The organism is Streptomyces sp. ACA25 (assembly GCF_028200735.1).
Taxonomy (GTDB): Bacteria; Actinomycetota; Actinomycetes; order Streptomycetales; family Streptomycetaceae; genus Streptomyces.
The window spans coordinates 251,280-269,996 of the sequence record NZ_JAQKPV010000003.1; the positions used below are offsets into that span (position 1 = coordinate 251,280).

General features: G+C 71.9%; 15 protein-coding genes and 1 riboswitch. Of the genes, 6 read left to right on the plus strand and 9 right to left on the minus strand.

Annotation, left to right across the window (positions count from 1 at the left end; genetic code table 11):
• Nucleotides 1–57 precede the first annotated feature (57 nt).
• Nucleotides 58–1,620, minus strand: coding sequence for a bifunctional phosphoribosylaminoimidazolecarboxamide formyltransferase/IMP cyclohydrolase (gene purH / locus PJ985_RS07310; RefSeq protein WP_271682752.1), 1,563 nt, complete (start codon nucleotides 1,618–1,620; stop codon nucleotides 58–60).
• Nucleotides 1,617–2,255, minus strand: a complete 639-nt coding sequence (gene purN, locus PJ985_RS07315) for a phosphoribosylglycinamide formyltransferase (RefSeq protein WP_271682753.1) — start codon at nucleotides 2,253–2,255, stop codon at nucleotides 1,617–1,619. Before purN ends, purH begins: the two co-directional genes overlap by 4 nt.
• 194 nt (nucleotides 2,256–2,449) lie before the next feature.
• Between purN and PJ985_RS07320 the strand changes: the two genes are divergently transcribed.
• Nucleotides 2,450–3,166 (plus strand): hypothetical protein, encoded by a 717-nt coding sequence (locus PJ985_RS07320; protein WP_271682754.1) that lies wholly within the window; start codon nucleotides 2,450–2,452, stop codon nucleotides 3,164–3,166.
• Here the strand turns inward: PJ985_RS07320 and PJ985_RS07325 are convergent.
• Nucleotides 3,136–4,908, minus strand: a complete 1,773-nt coding sequence (locus PJ985_RS07325) for a cell division protein PerM (protein WP_271682755.1) — start codon at nucleotides 4,906–4,908, stop codon at nucleotides 3,136–3,138. The genes PJ985_RS07320 and PJ985_RS07325 overlap by 31 nt on opposite strands.
• A 360-nt stretch (nucleotides 4,909–5,268) precedes the next feature.
• On the opposite strand from PJ985_RS07325, the gene PJ985_RS07330 reads away from it, so the two are divergent.
• Nucleotides 5,269–6,141, plus strand: a complete 873-nt coding sequence (locus PJ985_RS07330; RefSeq protein ID WP_271682756.1) for an RNA polymerase subunit sigma-24 — start codon at nucleotides 5,269–5,271, stop codon at nucleotides 6,139–6,141.
• 75 nt (nucleotides 6,142–6,216) lie between these two features.
• On the opposite strand, the gene sucD is transcribed toward PJ985_RS07330, so the two are convergent.
• The 3 genes from sucD to PJ985_RS07345 all read right to left on the minus strand — a co-directional run bounded on the left by sucD (nucleotide 6,217) and on the right by PJ985_RS07345 (nucleotide 9,037).
• Nucleotides 6,217–7,101 (minus strand): succinate--CoA ligase subunit alpha, encoded by an 885-nt coding sequence (gene sucD / locus PJ985_RS07335; RefSeq protein WP_271682757.1) that lies wholly within the window; start codon nucleotides 7,099–7,101, stop codon nucleotides 6,217–6,219.
• 51 nt (nucleotides 7,102–7,152) lie between these two features.
• Nucleotides 7,153–8,331: an ADP-forming succinate--CoA ligase subunit beta gene (sucC, locus tag PJ985_RS07340; protein ID WP_271682758.1), complete on the minus strand. Its 1,179-nt coding sequence runs from the start codon at nucleotides 8,329–8,331 to the stop codon at nucleotides 7,153–7,155.
• 301 nt (nucleotides 8,332–8,632) lie between these two features.
• Nucleotides 8,633–9,037 carry a cobalamin B12-binding domain-containing protein gene (locus PJ985_RS07345; protein WP_271682759.1) on the minus strand — a complete coding sequence of 135 codons (405 nt, stop codon included), beginning with the start codon at nucleotides 9,035–9,037 and terminating at the stop codon, nucleotides 8,633–8,635.
• Nucleotides 9,038–9,388: 351 nt separating this feature from the next.
• On the opposite strand from PJ985_RS07345, the gene PJ985_RS07350 reads away from it, so the two are divergent.
• Entirely contained in the window at nucleotides 9,389–10,921 is a 1,533-nt protein-coding gene (locus tag PJ985_RS07350; protein WP_271682760.1) for a M23 family metallopeptidase, read from the plus strand.
• 88 nt (nucleotides 10,922–11,009) lie between these two features.
• Here PJ985_RS07350 and PJ985_RS07355 read toward each other — a convergent pair whose 3' ends face one another.
• The 3 genes from PJ985_RS07355 to PJ985_RS07365 all read right to left on the minus strand — a co-directional run bounded on the left by PJ985_RS07355 (nucleotide 11,010) and on the right by PJ985_RS07365 (nucleotide 15,525).
• Complete coding sequence (locus tag PJ985_RS07355; protein WP_271682761.1) at nucleotides 11,010–11,846, minus strand: hypothetical protein; 837 nt, start codon at nucleotides 11,844–11,846, stop codon at nucleotides 11,010–11,012.
• Between the two features lie 186 nt (nucleotides 11,847–12,032).
• Nucleotides 12,033–14,600, minus strand: a complete 2,568-nt coding sequence (gene pcrA / locus PJ985_RS07360; protein WP_271682762.1) for a DNA helicase PcrA — start codon at nucleotides 14,598–14,600, stop codon at nucleotides 12,033–12,035.
• Nucleotides 14,601–14,691: 91 nt separating this feature from the next.
• Complete coding sequence (locus tag PJ985_RS07365; protein ID WP_271682763.1) at nucleotides 14,692–15,525, minus strand: alpha/beta fold hydrolase; 834 nt, start codon at nucleotides 15,523–15,525, stop codon at nucleotides 14,692–14,694.
• A 144-nt stretch (nucleotides 15,526–15,669) separates the two neighbouring features.
• Between PJ985_RS07365 and PJ985_RS07370 the strand changes: the two genes are divergently transcribed.
• The 3 genes from PJ985_RS07370 to PJ985_RS07380 all read left to right on the plus strand — a co-directional run bounded on the left by PJ985_RS07370 (nucleotide 15,670) and on the right by PJ985_RS07380 (nucleotide 18,622).
• Entirely contained in the window at nucleotides 15,670–16,296 is a 627-nt protein-coding gene (locus tag PJ985_RS07370) for a TetR/AcrR family transcriptional regulator (protein WP_271682764.1), read from the plus strand.
• A 117-nt stretch (nucleotides 16,297–16,413) separates the two neighbouring features.
• Complete coding sequence (locus PJ985_RS07375; RefSeq protein WP_271682765.1) at nucleotides 16,414–17,076, plus strand: DUF1707 SHOCT-like domain-containing protein; 663 nt, start codon at nucleotides 16,414–16,416, stop codon at nucleotides 17,074–17,076.
• 110 nt (nucleotides 17,077–17,186) lie between these two features.
• A riboswitch (cyclic di-AMP (ydaO/yuaA leader) is annotated at nucleotides 17,187–17,340 on the plus strand.
• A gap of 7 nt (nucleotides 17,341–17,347) precedes the next feature.
• Nucleotides 17,348–18,622, plus strand: coding sequence for a C40 family peptidase (locus tag PJ985_RS07380; protein ID WP_271682766.1), 1,275 nt, complete (start codon nucleotides 17,348–17,350; stop codon nucleotides 18,620–18,622).
• The last annotated feature ends 95 nt before the right edge of the window (nucleotides 18,623–18,717 follow it).

Genomic DNA, 18,717 nt, shown 5'->3' on the forward strand with positions numbered 1-18,717 from the left:
CGGGGTGCGCGGGGGGCCGGGCCCTGGGGATGCTCCGAGCGGGTCAGGGGCAGGGGGTCAGTGGAAGAAGTGCCGGGCGCCGGTGAGGTACATGGTGACGCCGGCCGCCTTGGCGGCCTCGATGACCTCGTTGTCGCGCACCGAGCCGCCGGGCTGGACGACGGCCTTGATGCCCGCGTCGAGGAGGACCTGGAGGCCGTCCGGGAACGGGAAGAAGGCGTCGGACGCGGCGTACGCGCCGGCGGTACGCTCCGCGCCCGCGCGCTGGACGGCCAGCTTCGCCGAGTCGACGCGGTTGACCTGGCCCATGCCGACGCCGACGGTGGCGCCGTCGCGGGCCAGCAGGATGGCGTTGGACTTCACCGCGCGGCAGGCCCGCCAGGCGAAGGCCAGGTCGGCGAGGTCCGCTTCGCCGAGGGCCTCGCCGGTGGCCAGGGTCCAGGCGGACGGGTCGTCGCCCGCGGCCTGGAACGCGTCCCGGTCCTGGACGAGCATGCCGCCCTCGACGGGGCGGATCTCCCGGCGCTGTTCCGGGGCTTCGGCGCAGCGCAGCACGCGGATGTTCTTCTTCCGGGTGAGCACCTCCACGGCGCCGTCCTCGTAGGCGGGGGCGACGATGACCTCGGTGAAGATTTCCGCGACCTGCTCGGCCATGGTGACCGACACCGGCCGGTTGACGGCGATCACTCCGCCGAACGCGGACAGCGGGTCGCAGGCGTGCGCCTTGCGGTGGGCTTCGGCGATGTCCGTGCCGGTGGCGATGCCGCAGGGGTTGGCGTGCTTGATGATGGCCACGCACGGGGCGTCGTGGTCGTGTGCGGCGCGCCGGGCGGCGTCGGTGTCCGCGTAGTTGTTGTAGGACATCTCCTTGCCGTGCAGCTGTTCGGCTTCCGCGAGGCCGCCGCTGCCGTCGGTGTAGAGGGCGGCGGGCTGGTGCGGGTTCTCGCCGTAGCGCAGGACGTTCGCGCGCTGGTACGTGGCGCCGAGGAAGTCGGGGAAGCCGCTGTCGTCGGCCGCCGCGTACTCGTCGGCGAACCAGGAGGCCACCGCCACGTCGTAGGCGGCGGTGTGCCGGAACGCCTCGGCCGCGAGGCGCTTGCGCTGGGCCAGGGGGAAGCCGCCGTCCGCGACGGCGGTGAGCACCTCGGTGTAGTGCCCGGGGTTGACGACCACGGCGACGGAGGGGTGGTTCTTCGCCGCTGCCCGGACCATCGACGGGCCGCCGATGTCGATCTGTTCGACGCACTCGTCGGGCGTGGCGCCCGAGGCGACGGTCTCCCGGAAGGGGTAGAGGTTGACGACGACCAGGTCGAAGGGGCGCACGTCCAGGTCGGCGAGCTGCCGCCGGTGGTCCTCGAGCCGCTGGTCGGCGAGGATGCCGGCGTGCACGCGGGGGTGCAGGGTCTTGACGCGGCCGTCCAGGCACTCGGGGAAGCCGGTGAGCTCCTCGACCCCGGTGACCGGGACACCGGCCGCGTGGATCCGGGCGGCGGTGGAGCCGGTGGAGACGAGCTCCACGCCTGCCGCGTCCAGTCCGCGGGCCAGGTCCTCCAGGCCGGTCTTGTCGTACACGCTGACCAGCGCGCGCCGGATGGGCCGCTTGGTGCTTTCGGCGGTCACGGGATGTACACCTTTCGTCCCTCGATGCGGTAGCCGTTGCGGGCCAGGCGCCCCACGGCGTCCACGAGCAGTTCTCGCTCGACTTCCTTGATCCGCTCGTGCAGTGCGGATTCGTCGTCCTTCTCCCGGACCGGGACCACGCCCTGGGCGATGATCGGACCGGTGTCGACGCCTTCGTCGATGAAGTGCACGGTGCATCCGGTGACTTTCACGCCGTGCGCGAACGCGTCGCGCACCCCGTGGGCACCGGGAAAGCTGGGCAGCAGAGCGGGGTGGGTGTTGATGATGCGCCCGCCGAACGCGGCGAGGAACTCCGCCCCGACGACCTTCATGAAGCCTGCCGACACCACCAGGTCCGGCCGGTGCGCGGCCACGTCCCGGGTCAGGGCACGGTCCCAGGAGGCCCGGTCGGGGTGGTCGCGCAGACGGCGGACGAAGGTGGGCAGTCCGGCGCGCTCGGCGCGCTCCAGCCCGGTGATGCCGTCGCGGTCCGCGCCCACGGCGACCACCTCGGCGCCGTAGGCCGCCGGGCCCTGCGCCGCCTGGGCGTCGAGCAGGGCCTGCAGATTGGTGCCGGAGCCCGAGACGAGCACGACCAGGCGGGCCGGAAGGGATTCCTGGGGGGCAGATGCCACGGGGGTGCTTTCTCAAGGGGGCGGGCGCGGGGCCGGGCCCCGGGAGGTCCGCGCGGGCGTCGGCCACCGGCAACGATACCGGCACACCCTCGTCCCCCGGTGCCACGGGGCCGTCCGCGCCCGGTACGGTCGGGGTCACCGGCACCGTTGGCCTCCTTGGATCAGCGGCGACACGAGAGGGATACGACGACCAGATGACCGACCGACGCCGCGCCTCCGAATCGCAGGAACGGCCCAGCGAGGAGCCCAACCCTTTCGCCCCGCCGCCCGAGGGTTCCCCCGAGCGGCCCTGGCAGCCGCGTCAGCAGGAGAAGCCCGACTCCGACAGTGACGAGGAGTCGGAGGAGAAGCGGCCGCGCTGGGGCAGCCAGTGGAGCAAGCGGCAGCCCGGCAAGGAGAAGGGCGGCTTCGGGGACGGGCCCGGTGACGGGAAGGGTTTGGGCAAGCGCCGCTGGGACCCGTCCAACCCCCACCAGAGGCACGCCCGCTACGCCATGCTCGCCGGTATGTGGGGCATCTTCGCCGTGCTGCTGACCTGGGAGTGGCTCGGGCTGTTCCTCGGCGCCTTCGCCCTGTACTGGGGCATCGACGGACTGCGCGGCAGGAGGTCCGGGGCCGGGAAGCCCGCGGAGGACACCACCGGGGCAGCGGAGGAGAAGCCGGCTCCCGAAAAGCCCGGCGGCAAGCCGGGCGGCGGGCGCCCGCAGACGGCGTCGGCCATCGCCGGCATCGTGCTGGGCTCGGTGGCACTGTCGCTGGTCGCGGCCTCCTACACGGCGCAGATCGTCTACAAGGACTACTTCGACTGCGTGGAGGACGCCCTGACGGTGCCGTCCCGGCAGGCCTGCGAGGAGTTGCTGCCGGAGTGGCTGGAGCCGATCTACGGCGAGGAAGAGCGGCGGAACGGCTGACCGCCTGACCGGCTGACGGGCGGACGGCCGGGGTCCCCTGAATCGGGGTCCCCTGAGTCGGGGTCCCCTGAATCGGGGCTCCCGGATTCAGGGCCCACTGAGTCAGGGCCCACTGAGTCAGGGCTCCCGGGTTCGGGGCAGCCGGGTTCGGGGTCCCCGGCTCCGGCGTCCGCGGGGGCGCTGCCGGTGGGCCAGTCCTGGTGGAGCAGGCCGGACTGCCAGTCGTCGTGCGGGTCCGCCTCACCTGCGCCGGTGCCGGCCGGAGCGGACCCGCGCGCCTCCGCGGCAGGCGCGGGACGGTCGTCGCGCCCCCCGTGCGGGGGCAGCGTGGGAACCAGCCGGCCGGACGATTGCCGCAGCGCCGCCCAGCGCACCCGGCGGGCACCGGTGGTGTGCCACAGGTCGTCCGGAGCGGCGGTCCGGCGGCCGGGACGCGGCCGGGACGCCCTGCGGTCCTGCGCCCCGGCTGCGGGAGGCACCCCGCGCAGCCGCCACAGGCGCAGCAGCAGGGCGGCCGGGGTACCGAGGACGGCGGCCCAGACCGCGGTGGCCAGGCCGGTCCGCCACGCGCTCGGCCCGAACTCGGCGAGCTCGCCGGTTCCCAGCGGCCCGCCGGCCGGCACGGTCAGCAGCGCCATGGCGATCCCCATGCCGCCCGCGGTGAGCAGCGCCGCCTGTGCGGTGGCGGCCCATCCGGTGGCGGTGACCCGGTCGGCGCGCACGGGTACGGCGGTGTGGGCGACGCACCAGGCCGCGGCGAGCACCCCGGCGAGGGGCGCCATGGCGGCCACCGCCCAGAGCTCGGGGGCCTGCGGTCCGCCGCCCGCGGCCGGGGCGAGCAGCGGGAGGGCGGACAGCGGGGGTTCCCCGCCGAGGGCCGGCGGGGCGATCGGGGTGCCGGCGCCGAGTATGAAGCCGGGGCCGAGGCCGTAGGAGGCCGCCCAGACCGCGGCGTTGGGGACCAGCGCGCCGGCGAGGAGCAGCACCGAGATCCGCCCCGACCAGTCGCCGGTGAGCCTGCCGAGGGTGAGCTGTGCGGCGTCGGCGTGGAGGGCGAGCGCCCCGGCTGCGAGCAGCGCGCCGGCCCCGCACAGTGCGGCGGTGCCTGCTGCCGCCGCGCGCAGCGCCCCGGTTTCCTGGAGCCACAGGGCGCTCTCCCGCAGCCGCCGGAACCGGTCCATGGCCGGGGGGCCGCAGACCCGCCACACTCCGATCGCGGTGGCGGCGAGGGTGAAGAGCGGCAACTGGAGGGCCGCACTCAGTGGTTCGGGCCGCAGGGGGGCGTCCGCGGTGTGCACGACCACGGCGGCGGCGAGGAGGTATCCCAGGCTGATCCCCAGTGCGGCGCCGGGACCTTCGCGCGGGTCGGCGGTGTGCACGCCCGGCTCACGGCCGTGGGTGAGGGAGACGCGGACCGCGCGGACGAGCAGCCAGCCGGGCAGCAGGACGAGCAGCAGGGGTGTCAGGCCGATCGGAGCGGGTACTCCGCTGAGCGTCTCGGTGCGCAGCAGGTGCACTCCGTGGGCGAGCAGCCACAGATCGGCGGCGGTCCGTACGGCTCCGCCCGGACCGCTGTCCGGGTGAGGGGAGATGGTCCACAACAGAAGCACCGTCATGGCGAGCACGCTGAGCCCCAGGGCTGCGGCGAGCAGTCCCTGGCACAGGTGGAGAGCTGCTGACCAGGGGGGACGGCGGCCGGTGGGGTGCGGATGTGCCGAGGCCTCGGAACGGACGGGGCTCACGTCGGCCATGGTGCCAGTGACGCCCGGCATGGCGTGGTAACGAGCATTTTCCCGTTGTGTCGATCATGATGGGGTTATGCACCTTTTCACACAAGCTACGCGAGGCTGGCCAGGCCGCGTGGGAAGGCGCCGATGAACCCTCAACCACACCTGGAACTACGGCGGAAGCGGGCACCGAAGGACCGGCCGCCGGACCGGCGCGGCGGGCGGGCGGACTCCGGTGCTTCCGCGCCTGACGGCTCTCGGACCCGGCGCTCCGGCAAGCCGTCGGCGGAACGCATATCCGGGCCCGCAGCGGTGTCAGTGGAGAACCTCACAACAGCCGACGGGGACATACCCCGCACGAGGAACCGGACGGGCATGGAAACCCTTACGACGACGGCACCGGAGCGTGCCGAGCCAGACATCCGGGAGACGCCCCCCGCACCATCGCCGGAGCGGTCCGGCGGTGCGGGGGAGTCCGCATCCGCCGGCGCGGCGGCGTCCGGCGGGCGCCCCGCCGGGCGGACCGCCGCCGCCACCAAGGCCACGGAGGCCGTCCGGGCCGGGAAGCCACGGGCGGGCGGGGTGACCCCCGAGGAGGCGTTCGACCGGCTCTACCAGCGGCACGCGGCAACGCTCATCCGGCAGTGCGCGCTGCTCTGCGGCCACCGCGGGCTCGCGGAGCGCGCGGTGACACGGGCCTTCGAGCTGGCCTGGCAGCGCTGGCCCGAGGTCGCGGTCGACCGGGACCCCGCGGGCTGGGTGCGGGCCGCCGCGCACGACGTCGCGCTCTCCCCCTGGCATCGGATGCGGCCGGGACTGGGCCGGGCGCAGGTGCACCCCGGACCTCCCGAGGACCGGGAGCTGCTGGAGGCCCTGACCGCGCTGCACCCGTGTTACCGCCGCAGCGTGCTGCTGTACGACGGGCTGGGGCTGGGGCTTCCGGAGACCGCCGCCGAGATGGAGGCGAGCACCCGGGCCACCGCGCACCGGATCACCGGGGCCCGGCATGAACTGGCCGAGCGGGTGCCGCGGCTGGGCAGGCTTCCGGTGGAACAGCGGGACCGCGCGCTGGGCGTGCTGCTGCGGGACCTCGCCGCGGCCCAGCCGGTGCGCCTCGCACCGGTGAAGACGGTACGGATGGGCAGTGAGCGCGCGACCCGCCGCTGGGTGTGGTCGGTGACGACGCTGATGCTGGTGCTGCTGTCGATGGTCACGGTGACGGCCGTTACCGGGAGCGGCCTCGCGTGACGGACGCGGGGGAGCTTCGCCGGCGTGCCGGCGAAGCTCCCCCGTGAGTGGTCGTCGCGGTGGTGGTCGCGGCGATCAGCCGCCCAGGATCTCCCGGGCGAGCCGCGCGGTCTCGGAGGGGGTCTTGCCCACCTTCACGCCCGCGGCCTCCAGTGCCTCCTGCTTGGCCTGCGCGGTGCCGGAGGAGCCCGACACGATCGCGCCCGCGTGGCCCATCGTCTTGCCCTCGGGCGCGGTGAAACCGGCCACGTAGCCGACGACGGGCTTGCTGACGTTGGCCTTGATGAAGTCGGCCGCCCGCTCCTCGGCGTCGCCGCCGATCTCCCCGATCATGACGATCAGGTCGGTGTCGGGGTCTGCCTCGAAGGCCCGCAGCGCATCGATGTGGGTGGTGCCGATGATCGGGTCACCGCCGATGCCGACGCAGGTCGAGAAGCCGAGGTCCCTCAGCTCGTACATCATCTGGTACGTCAGCGTGCCGGACTTCGAGACCAGCCCGATACGGCCCGGCTTGGTGATGTCGGCCGGGATGATGCCGGCGTTCGACTGGCCGGGGGTGATGAGCCCGGGGCAGTTCGGGCCGATGATGCGGGTCTTGTTGCCCTTGTTGCCGGCGTGCGCCCAGAAGGCGGCGGAGTCGTGCACCGCGATGCCCTCGGTGATCACCACGGCGAGGCCGATCTCGGCGTCGATCGCCTCGATGACCGCGCTCTTGGTGAACTTCTCCGGCACGAAGATGACGGTCACGTCCGCGCCGGTGGCCTCCATGGCCTCCTTGACGCTGCCGAATACCGGGATCTCGGTCCCGTCGAAGTCAACGGTGGTGCCCGCCTTGCGCGGGTTCACCCCGCCGACGATGTTGGTGCCGGAGGCCAGCATGCGCCGGGTGTGCTTCTGGCCCTCGGAGCCGGTCATCCCCTGGACGATGACCTTGCTTTCCTTGGTGAGGAAAATAGCCATGGTGTGTCGGTGTCCTCTTGTCCCTCTGTCGTGTCGAAGACGCGCCGACGATTACAGCGCGGCTGCCAGCTCGGCGGCGCGGTCGGCCGCACCGTCCATGGTGTCCACCTGCTGCACGAGCGGGTGGTCGGCGTCGTTGAGGATCTTGCGACCCAGCTCCGCGTTGTTGCCGTCGAGGCGCACGACCAGCGGCTTGCTGACGTCCTCGCCCTTGCTCTTGAGGAGTTCCAGGGCCTGCACGATGCCGTTGGCCACCGCGTCGCAGGCGGTGATCCCGCCGAAGACGTTGACGAACACCGACCGGACGTCGGGGTCGCCCAGGATGATCTCCAGGCCGTTCGCCATCACCTCGGCGGACGCGCCGCCGCCGATGTCGAGGAAGTTCGCCGGCTTGGCACCGTTGTGCGCCTCGCCCGCGTAGGCGACGACGTCGAGCGTGCTCATGACGAGCCCCGCGCCGTTGCCGATGATGCCGACGTTGCCGTTCTCCAGCTTGACGTAGTTGAGGCCCTTGGCCTTGGCCGCGGCCTCCAGCAGGTTGGTGGAGGCGACGTCCTCCAGGGCCGCGTGGTCCGGCTGGCGGAATTCCGCGTTGGCGTCCAGGGACACCTTGCCGTCCAGTGCGATGATCGTGCCGTCGGCCGTCTTGACCAGCGGGTTGACCTCGACGAGCAGGGCGTCTTCCTTGATGAAGACGTCCCACAGCTTCACCAGCGCCACGACCACCTGGTCGATCACGTCGGCCGGGAACTTCGCAGCCTCGGCGATCTCGCGGGCCTTGGCCTCGTCGACACCCGCGATGGAGTCGACCGGGATCTTGGCGAGCGCCTCCGGGTTGTTGGCGGCGACCTCCTCGATCTCCACGCCGCCCTCGACCGAGGCCATGGCCAGGAAGGTCCGGTTGGTGCGGTCCAGCAGGAAGGAGACGTAGTACTCCTCCACGATCTCCGCGGTCTGGGCCAGCATCACCTTGTGAACCGTGTGGCCCTTGATGTCCATGCCCAGAATGGCGGTGGCCTTCTCCACCGCGTCCGCGGGGTCGGCGGCCAGCTTGACGCCGCCCGCCTTGCCCCGGCCGCCGGTCTTGACCTGCGCCTTGACGACCACGCGACCGCCGAGTCGCTCGGCCACCTCGCGCGCCGCCTCCGGGGTGTCGATGACTTCACCGGCAAGCACCGGTACGTCATGCTTGGCGAAGAGGTCCCTCGCCTGGTACTCGAACAGGTCCACGCGTGTCCGTCCTCAGTCTGTATGTCGCGGTCGTTGGTCAGCGTGGGCGTGCCGCGTGGCCGCGCTCCGAAGCACGCGGCAGGTCCGCTGCGCAGCGTAGCGGGATGCCCCGTAACCCACATAAAGCCCACGTCACACCTGAGTGGTGACAACGGTCACACCGCGTCCCGCGCGGCTCCGTGGGACGACCCGGGCGGATCGCCCCGGCGCATCCGCCGCCACCTTCGTCCGCACTCCGGAATGCCGCGGCACATCCGGTTCCGGAGCCGGCACGGAGCGCGGCGGCACGGCGGCAGCCGGGTCAGGCCGCGCGGACGTGCGCGCGCACCCACTCCACGACCTGACCGGTCGCCGCGCCGGGCGTGAAGATTTCCGCCACCCCCTGGTCCTTCAGCGGAGCGATGTCGCCCTCGGGAATGATGCCGCCGCCGAACACCTTGATGTCCGCCGCGTCACGGTCCTTCAGCAGCTCGATGACCTTGACGAACAGGGTGTTGTGGGCGCCGGAGAGGATGGACAGGCCGATCGCGTCGGCGTCCTCCTGGATCGCGGTGTCCACGATCTGCTCGGGCGTCTGGTGCAGCCCGGTGTAGATGACCTCCATGCCCGCGTCGCGCAACGCCCTGGCGATCACCTTGGCCCCGCGGTCATGACCGTCGAGTCCCGGCTTGGCGACCACGACACGGATCGGACCCGACACACCCATTTCTGCCTCCCATTGCCCCGGCCGACGGACCGGAGTGAACGAACGTTAGCCACAGCATCCCGCATTCGGGCCATTCAAGCGATGACAAGCCACGACCAGAGGGCGAAATCACACGAGCCGCTCCCTCCGCTCACCCCCGGTCGACCTCGCACCCCCTCCGCATTCGAACGTAAATCGAATGTGTCGTGGAGTCCTCATGGGGTCCTCGCCGAAAGGCGGCCCGATGCCCGTTTCCTGCGCCAGCGAAACCCGCGAAAGATTGTGGCCACTGCACAGTGACGGGTACAGTCGCCGCACTGCAGCCGCCGGGCTCCCGCCCCGCTCCTGTTGTCTAGCCGAAAGGCACTGTCGGTGAACGATCGTCACCCGTCGGGGCTCACTTACCCGACAGGCCCCGCTGACGGCGTCCAGTATTCGTCGTACGGAACGCCCTCGTACGCAGCGGACGTCCCCTCGCACGCCGACCACGGCGGATACGGGTACGACCCGTACGGCCAGGCCGCCGCTTATGACAGCGGCCGTTACGAAACCACGAGTTGGGACAGCACTCCGGCCCACGGCATTCCCCGGTACGACCCTTCCCAGAACGCCGGGCAGCAGCCTCACGGCTGGGACAGCGGCACCTGGGAATCCGGTGACCGGTCCGTCGGCGGCATTCCCGAGCAGACCGCCTCCGAAGGCTGGGACACCGGCGGCTACAGCACCGGCCCGCACGGCGGGACCTCCTACGACACCACTCAATACGCCGACACCGCCTACGACACCACCCCTTCGTACGGCGACACCGCATACGACACCGCTGCCTACGACACCGCTCTGTACAGCGACGCGACACAGTACGGAACCGGGCAGTACAGCCCGGGCACCTACGACAACGGGCAGTACGCGGAAGGGCAGTTCGACCCCACCGGGCAGCCCTCGCCGGAGTCCGACACGCCCAACGCCGCACAGCAGTCGGAGCCCGGCCCGGAGTACGCCGCCGAGTTCGCGCCGGAGCACGGCAGCACGCCGGAAGACGGGTTCACCACGGAGCCCACCACCGAGCGGCTGCGCGAGTTCGTGCCCTCCGGCGGAGATGTGCTGCCACCCAGGCCCCCGCAGGGACGCGGACGCCGCCGCTCCCCGAAGCCCCGGCGCTCCGCCCTGCTCACCGTCGCGGCCCCCTCGCTGTGCGTCCTCGGCGTCACCGCCGTCGCCGCAGCCGCAACCGTGTCCGGCAACGGCACCGACACGGCCGGGGACGATGTGCCGCTGGCCGCCCCGGATCCGGACAGCCCGCCGGAACCGGTCGCCGCGAACAAGGAGTTCGACACCCAGCTGGCGAGCCTCACGGCCGCCGCCGACGACTATGCCGACCGGGCCAGCCGTACCCAGGGCCGCATCGACCTCGAGGAGAAGAAGGCCGAGGAGAAGCGGAAGGCCGAGGAGAAGGCCGCCAAGGAAGCGGCAGAGCGGGAAGCGGAGGCCGCCCGGGCCGAGGAGCTGCGACCCAAGTTCGTTCTTCCCGTGGAGCGACGCGGACTGAGCGCCTATTACGGACAGTCCGGGATCAACTGGATGTCGCAGCACACCGGTATCGACTTCCCGGTCCGTTACGGCACCCCGGTCATGGCCGCAACCGACGGCAATGTGCGCACCCAGTGGCACTCCTCCTACGGCAACATGGCCATCGTGACCGCCGCCGACGGCACCGAGACCTGGTACTCGCACCTCAGCAGCACGGCGTACCAGTCGGGCTGGGTCAAGGCGGGCACGGTCATCGCCTACTCCGGCAACTCCGGCAACTCCACCGGCCCGCACCTGCACTTCGAGGTCCGGCCGGGCGGCGGCTCGGCGATCGACCCGCTGGCCTGGTTCCGCTCCAAGGGCCTGGAGCCCACCTGATCCCACCCGGGCCGCGGACGCCGCCCGGCACGAAGGCCCTGGGGGCCGGCCCGAGTTCCGGGCCCGCCCCCAGGGCCTTCGCCGTGCGTCAGACCTGCGCCTTCCGGGCAACGGACCGGCAGAATCCCAGCGCGACCGCCGGAGCGAGGAACAGCCACACGTAGTTCTCGGGCCCGGAGATCTCCCGCCAGATATCGACCAGTTCGGCGAAGTCCTGGAAGAAAATCTCGTGCGTGGTGAGCACCCCGGCGGTGTAGTGGTCGCTGTAGACCATCGCCATGCCGTACAGCTCACCGAGCCACACCGCCGCCAGGCTCAGGACCGCGCCCAGGATGTAGACCGCCCAGTTGCGCTTGGCGAAGAAGGCCGGTCCGAGCCCCACCAGGACGCCGACCAGCGCCCCGGCGTATCCGACCACCCGGAACTCTTCCTTGCTCTCGTCGAAGAGCGCATGCAGCAGGACGCCGTAGAGAAATGCCGCGAGCACCGCGCACAGCAGGGCCACGCCGATCGCCAGAAAGACGTTCTGCGGCGGGCCGGAGCCCGGTGCGGGCGGCGGGAAACCACCGGGCGACTGCGGCTGCCCGTACGGGCCGGGGGGCGCCGCGCCGTACGGCGGCGGGGGCATCATCGGGCCGGGCGGGTGCGGACCGGGGCCGCCCTGCGACGGAGGCGGCCCGAAGCCGCCCGGTGGCTGCTGGGGCGGCGGACCGAAGCCACCCTGCGCCGGGGCCGGCGGGAAGCCGTACCCGGGCTGAGGCGGCGGAGCCTGCTGAGCGGGAGCCTGCTGAGCGGCCGGGGGCTGCTGCGGAGGCGGAGGCTGCTGCTGCGGCGGTTGCCGCGGCGGTGCCGGGGGCTGCTGCGGCGGTGCCTTGGGCTGCCGGCCGTAGCCACCTTCCGGGTGCGGCTGCCATGGCTGGGTCATCGGTTCCCCCTGCGTCAAGAGACCGTGCCGTACTCGGGAACGGCGGAAGACCGGCAGGAGTACGCACGTGTGTGTACGGTCAGCCAATCCCGGACGGCCGGGCACGACAAGGTTTTCGCCCGCCCTGTGACACGACGGGGACACTCCCGGGGACGGCCGGCCCGCCCGGGCGGCGGCCGGCCGGTCTCAGAGCTTCTCCACCGGGGCGTAGCGCAGCAGCAGCCGCTTCGGCTTCTCGTCCCCGAAGTCGATCGTCGCCTGCGCCCCCTCCCCGCTGCCCTGCACCTCGAGCACACGGCCGAGGCCGAAGCTGTCGTGCGTGACCCGGTCGCCCGGCTCCAGTGAGACCAGCGGGCGGTCCTTCACCCGGCGGGTGGCGAAGCCGGACGGACCGCGGGAACGGGAGCCCGGCAGCGCCCCGGACGAGGAGGGCCCGGACGAGGAGGACGGTGCGCCCGCCGTGGCCGTGCCCGCGGTACGCCGCCACTCCAGGTGCTGCTCCGGAACCTCCTCGAGGAACCGGGAGGGCGGGTTGTACTGCGGCTGCCCCCAGGCGCTGCGCAGAGTGGAGCGGGTGACGTACAGCCGCTGCCGGGCGCGGGTGATGCCGACGTAGGCCAGGCGCCGTTCCTCTTCGAGCTCCTTGGTCTTGCCCAGCGAGCGCATGTGCGGGAAGACGCCGTCCTCCATACCGGTGAGGAAGACCGTGGGGAACTCCAGGCCCTTCGCGGTGTGCAGCGTCATCAGCGTGATGACGCCGGTGTCCTCGGCGCTCTCCCCGTCGTCGGCACCGTCGGTGCCGGGGCCGTCGGGGATCTGGTCGGCGTCGGCGACCAGCGCCACGGTTTCGAGGAACTCGGAGAGGGTGCCCGCCCCGGCCCCGGCCCCGGCCCCGGCGCCGTCCTCGGACTCCGCGGCGGCAGCCGCCCGGTCCTGCTCGAACTCCAGCGCGACAGCGGCGAGTTCCTGAAGGTTCTCGACGCGGGTCTCGTCCTGCGGGTCGGTGGACGCCTGGAGTTCCGCCAGGTAGCCGGTCCGTTCCAGTACCGCCTCCAGGACCGTGGCGGGCCCGGCCCCGGACTCGGCGACCGTGCGCAGCTCCTCCAGCAGGGAGTTGAAGCGCTTGACGGCGTTCACCGAGCGGGAGGCCATGCCGTAGGCCTCGTCCACGCGGCGCAGCGCCTGGGCGAAGGTGGTCTTCTCGCGCAGCGCGAGGGCCTCGATCATGGCTTCGGCCCGGTCACCGATCCCGCGCTTGGGGACGTTGAGGATGCGCCGCAGCGGCACGGTGTCCTCGGGGTTGGCGAGCACGCGCAGGTAGGCGAGGATGTCCCGGACCTCGCGGCGTTCGTAGAAGCGGACCCCGCCGACCACCTTGTAGGGCAGCCCGACCCGGATGAAGACCTCTTCGAAGACCCGGGACTGGGCGTTGGTGCGGTAGAAGATGGCGACGTCGCCGTGGCGGGTCTCCCCGGCGTCGGCCAGCCGGTCGATCTCGTCGGCCACGAACTGCGCCTCGCCGTGCTCGGTGTCGGCGACATAGCCGACGATCCGGGCGCCGCTGCCCTCCTCGGTCCACAGGTTCTTCGGGCGGCGGCTCTCGTTGCGCTCGATGACGGCGTTGGCCGCGCTGAGGATGGTCTGCGTCGAGCGGTAGTTCTGCTCCAGCAGCAGCGTGGTGGCCTGCGGGTAGTCCTGCTCGAACTGCAGGATGTTCCGGATGGTGGCTCCGCGGAAGGCGTAGATCGACTGGTCGGCGTCGCCCACCACGCAGAGCTCGGCCGGCTCCACCGGCGCTTGGGGCTCCTCCTCCCCGCCCGCGCCGGCGACGGGCCGGCCGCCGGGCGCTCCGACGAGTTCCCGGATCAGCGTGTACTGGGCGTGGTTGGTGTCCTGGTACTCGTCGACGAGTACGTGCCGGAACCGCCGCCGGTAGTGTTCCGCGACGTCGGGGAACGCCTGGAGCAGGTGCACGGTGGTCATGATGATGTCGTCGAAGTCGAGGGCGTTGGCCTCCCGGAGCCGCCCCTGGTACAGCGTGTAGGCCTCGGCGAGGGTCTTCTGGAAGCCGTCCTGCGCGCGGGCCGCGAAGTCCTCCGGGTCGATCAGCTCGTTCTTCAGGTTCGACACCTGGGCCTGGAAGGACTTCGGCGGGAAGCGCTTGGGGTCCAGGTCGAGATCCCGGCAGACCAGCGCCATCAGCCGCTTGGAGTCCGCGGCGTCGTAGATCGAGAAGCTGGAGGTGAAGCCGAGCCGCTTGGACTCCCGGCGCAGGATCCGCACGCAGGCGCTGTGGAAGGTCATCACCCACATGGCGTTGGCCCGCGGGCCGACGAGGTCCGCCACGCGTTCCTTCATCTCGCCTGCGGCCTTGTTGGTGAAGGTGATCGCGAGGATCTGTCCGGGGTGCGCGCCCCGGGCGGCCAGCAGGTGGGCGATCCGGTGGGTCAGCACCCGGGTCTTGCCGGACCCGGCCCCGGCCACGATGAGCAGCGGGGCGCCGCTGTGCGTCACGGCGGCGCGCTGGTTCTCGTTGAGCCCTTCGAGCAGCGCGGCGGGGTCGGTGGACGGCATCGGGGCACCGTTGCGGTAGTAGGAGGGGGCTGCCGGCGCGCCGCCCGTGAAGGTTCCGGCGAACAGGTCGTCCGGCAGCGCCTCCCGTTCGTGCTCGGGCGGAGGCGGCGGCTCCTCGGCCTGCGGGGGCTCGAGGTCCGCCAGGACCCGGTCAATGCTGTCATCGAAGAGGCTGCTCATCGTTCACCGAGTCTAAGCCGCGGGTCCTGGCGCGTCGGCGGCCGGCGGCTTGTCGCCGCTCGGGGCCGGTCCGGGGCCGGTCCGGGGGCGGTCAGTCGGCGAGGAAGCTCAGCAGGGCGTCGTTGACCTCGTCGGCGTGGGTCCACAGCAGGCCGTGCGGCGCGCCCTCGATCTCCACGTAGGTGGCGCTGGGGAGCCGCTTGCGGAACTCGCGGGCGGTGGCGTCGATGGGGAGGATGTTGTCGGCCGTTCCGTGCAGGATCAGGCTGGGCACGTCGATCTTCGGGATGTCCTCCCGGAAGTCGGTGATCCAGGTGGGGACGGCGGCGCTGGAGGCGAACCACGAGGCGCCGGAGGCGACGTTCCAGCTGTGGCGCAGCGCTTCCTCCGACAGCCGGCTGCCGAGGGTGTCGTCGGTGTTGTAGAAGTTGCGGTAGAAGTCGGTGAACCAGGCGTAGCGGTCGGCGGTGACGGCCTCGATGATGCCGTCGAAGACGTCCTGCGGGACGCCGGTGGGGTTGTCGTCGGTCTGGAGCAGGAAGGGCTCCAGCGAGGCGAGGAAGGCTGCCTTGGCGATGCGGCGCGATCCGTAGGTGCCCAGGTAGCGGCCGACCTCGCCGGACCCCATCGAGAACCCGACCAGGGTGACGTCGGTGAGGTCAAGGGTGTCCAGGACGGTGTTCAGGTCCGCCGCGAAGGTGTCGTAGTCGTAGCCGGTGGTGGGCCGGCTGGACCGGCCGAATCCGCGGCGGTCGTAGGTGATGACGCGGTAGCCGGCCTTCAGCAGTGCCGCCGACTGCTTCTCCCAGGAGTTCCCGTCGAGGGGGTATCCGTGGATCAGGACGACGGGCCGGCCCTGGCCGTGGTCCTCGTAGTAGAGGTCGATGCTGGTGCTGTTCTCGGTTCCGACGGTGACGTACGGCATGTGCGCACTCCGATCACTCAGCAGGAGAACGATCGTTCTCCCAGATTGTGCAGTACCCTAGAGAACCAGCGTTCTCACGTCAAGTCTGTGTGGCGTCGTCGGCACGATACTGTTGCTGACCTGGGAAGATGGGGAGGCAGACCGATGGCGGGCGGTAAGCGTGGATCCACCGCAGGAGGCGGGACAGTGGCGGCGGGCGTCCGGCCCGACGACGAAACAGCGCGCGCTCAGGCCCTGGAGGCCGCCACCCGGCTCTACTACCTCCGCGGCGTCCAGGCTGTGGGCATGGACGCGCTGCGCGCGGAGTCCGGGCTCTCCCTCAAACGCCTCTACCAGCTGTTCCCCTCCAAGGAGGCGATCGTGGAGCGGGTGCTCCAGCAGCAGCACGAGAGGTGGGTGGAGGGTCTGACGTCAGCCACGGCCGCCGCGTCGACTCCGCGCGCGCGACTGCTCGCCCTCTACGACTTCCTCGACAGCTGGTTCTCCGACGACGGCTTCCGCGGCTGCGTGTTCATCAACTCCTTCGGTGAGCTGGCCGGTACCTGGCCGCGCGTCGCCGAGATCGTCCGTGCGCACAAGGCCGACTTCCAGAAGTTCGTCGCCGAGCTGGTCGTCGACGCCGGCGGCCCCGAGACGCTGGCCCACCAGCTGTCGATCCTGGCGGAGGGTGCCACCACGACGGCGGCCATCGCCGGCACGAAGGACGCCGCCGGCCATGCGCGGGACGCGGCGGAGACACTGATCGACGCCGCGCTGCGGAACGGCCGCTGACCCTGCCGTGGCAGATGGGACGGCCGGCCGCGCGTCAGCGGCACACCGGCCGTGGGGCGCCGGGAGCGGATCAAGGTCACTCCGGGGCCGGCTGGACAGGCTCCTAGAATCAGGACCATGACACCTGCCTCTCCGTTCCCGGAACAGCCACCCGAGAACAGCCCGGAGCCCCGGCCCCGGACCGAACTGCGTGCCTCCGACGCGGACCGCGAGGCGGTGGCGGAACGACTGCGGGAGGCGGCCGGGGACGGCCGGATCGACCTGGACGAGCTCGCGGAGCGGCTCGACCGCACCTTCGCCGCGAAAACCTACGGGGAGCTCGAGCCGGTCCTCTCCGATCTGCCGGGGGAGGACGGCGCCCGGCCCGCCGGGCCACCCTCGCGGCCGGTGCAGCAGCAGCCGGAGCAGCCCCTGGTCGTCCGGGGCGGCTGGGGCGGGATGGAGCAGGTCGGGCACTGGACGGCTCCGGGGCAGATCATTGCGCACGGCGGCGTGGGCAGCGTGACGCTGGACTTCACCGCGGCCGACCTCAGGTGGCGGGAGACCGACGTGCTGGTGCACGGCGACGTGGGCGGAATCAAGATCATCGTTCCCGAGGGCTGGGCGGTCGATGTGGCCGCGGTGGACCCCGGACTGGGCGGCGTCAAGAACAAGGTGACGCTGGCACCCGACCCCGGGGCGCCCCTCCTGCGGGTGACCGGCTCGGCCGGCATCGGCGGGCTGGTGGTGCGCTACCGGAACAGGTGGGAAAAACGGAAGCTGCGGCACAAACAACCGTAGGTCACAAAATGATTTCGGTCATTTGGCACACCGGCCTTCCCAAACCTCCCCCGGGGTGATTACCGTGCCCGCCAGGTGGCTCGCTCCACTGTCGTCGAACCCGGCGGCACGGGCCGCCGCCGCTGAGTCCGGCCCGCGCCGGAGCCGGGGAACCACCGAAGATTTGGGGCGAATCGGCCCGCACCCCAGACGGTGCCGGCCGTAGGGCAGTCTTCCGGAGCCCGAGCCCGTCAGCTCACCTGGTAAGCGGTCACGGAAGGAGATCCCGGTCTTGGGTTCACACCGGAAGCCGCGCACCAGATTGATCGACTCCCCTGCCGCCCGCCGCGGCGTCGTCGGGTTCGGGGCCGCCGCTCTCTCGGCGACCCTGCTCTCGCAGACCGCCCACGCCGATGACGACGCCACCGAGATCGAGCGCACACAGGAGAAGGCCGAAGGGGCCGCCGAGCGCGCCGCGGCGGTCAAGAAGCAGGTGGACCTCCTGCACCGGCAGGCAGGGACCGCCACCCAGCACTACAACGCGGCCAAGGAAGCGGCCGACGCCCAGCAGGAAGCGGTCGACGAGTTGCTGGAGCAGGCCGCCGTGGCGGCCGAGGGGGTCAACGAGGCGCGCCGCACCCTGGGTTCCTTCGCCGCCGCCCAGTACCGGAACGGCACGTTCTCCGACACCGCCGTCCTGCTGCTGGCGGACGACCCGCGATCCTTCTTCGACACCAGCTACACCCTGGGCCGTGCCACGGAGGAGCAGCAGCGGGCGGTCGACGAGTTCACCCGGCAGCGGGAGGCCGCCGCCGAGAAGCGGGCAGAAGCCACCGAGGCGCTGGAGGGCCTGGACGACAGCCAGGAGGAGCTCCAGCAGAAGAAGGAAACCGTCCAGGGCAAGCTGAGCACCGCGCGCACCCTGCTCGAAGAGCTCACCGAGGAGGAGCAGCAGCACCTCGAGAAGCTGGAGCAGCTGGAGCGGGAGGAGGCCGAGCGCAAGGCGGAGGAGCGGCGCGAGGCCGAGCGGCAGCGCGCAGCGGAGGAGGCTGCGGCAGCGGAGGCCGCGGCGGAGGCCCAGCGCGAGGAGGAGCGGCAGGCCGCCGCGGAGGCCGGGTCCGGGCAGGAGAGCGGCTCCGGGGAGGGCACGGGAGCCGGGGCCGGAGAGGATTCCGGCAGCTCGGGCGGCGGGTCCGAGCAGCCCGCGGAGCCGGACGCCGGCAAGGCCGCGCAGGTTCTCGCCTACGCGGAGGCGCAGCTGGGCAAGCCGTACGTGTGGGGAGCCGCCGGACCGAACTCCTTCGACTGCTCGGGGCTCACCCAGGGAGCGTGGCGCGCCGCCGGGGTGGAAATCCCGCGGGTGACCTACGACCAGGTGAACTTCGGCACCAAGGTGAGCAGGTCCGAGCTGCGCCCGGGCGATCTGGTGTTCTTCTACTCCGACATCAGCCACGTGGGCATCTACATCGGCGACGGCCAGATGATCCACGCGCCGAAGCCGGGTGAGAACGTGCGGGTCGAGTCCATCGACTACATGCCCTGGCACAGCGCCAACCGGCCCGCCTGAGCAGGCCCGCCGAGCACCGGACCGGGCTCAGCACCCGGCCCGGCAGCGGGTGACCGTCTCACCGGAAGGTGACATCTCACCCGCAGGCGACCGGT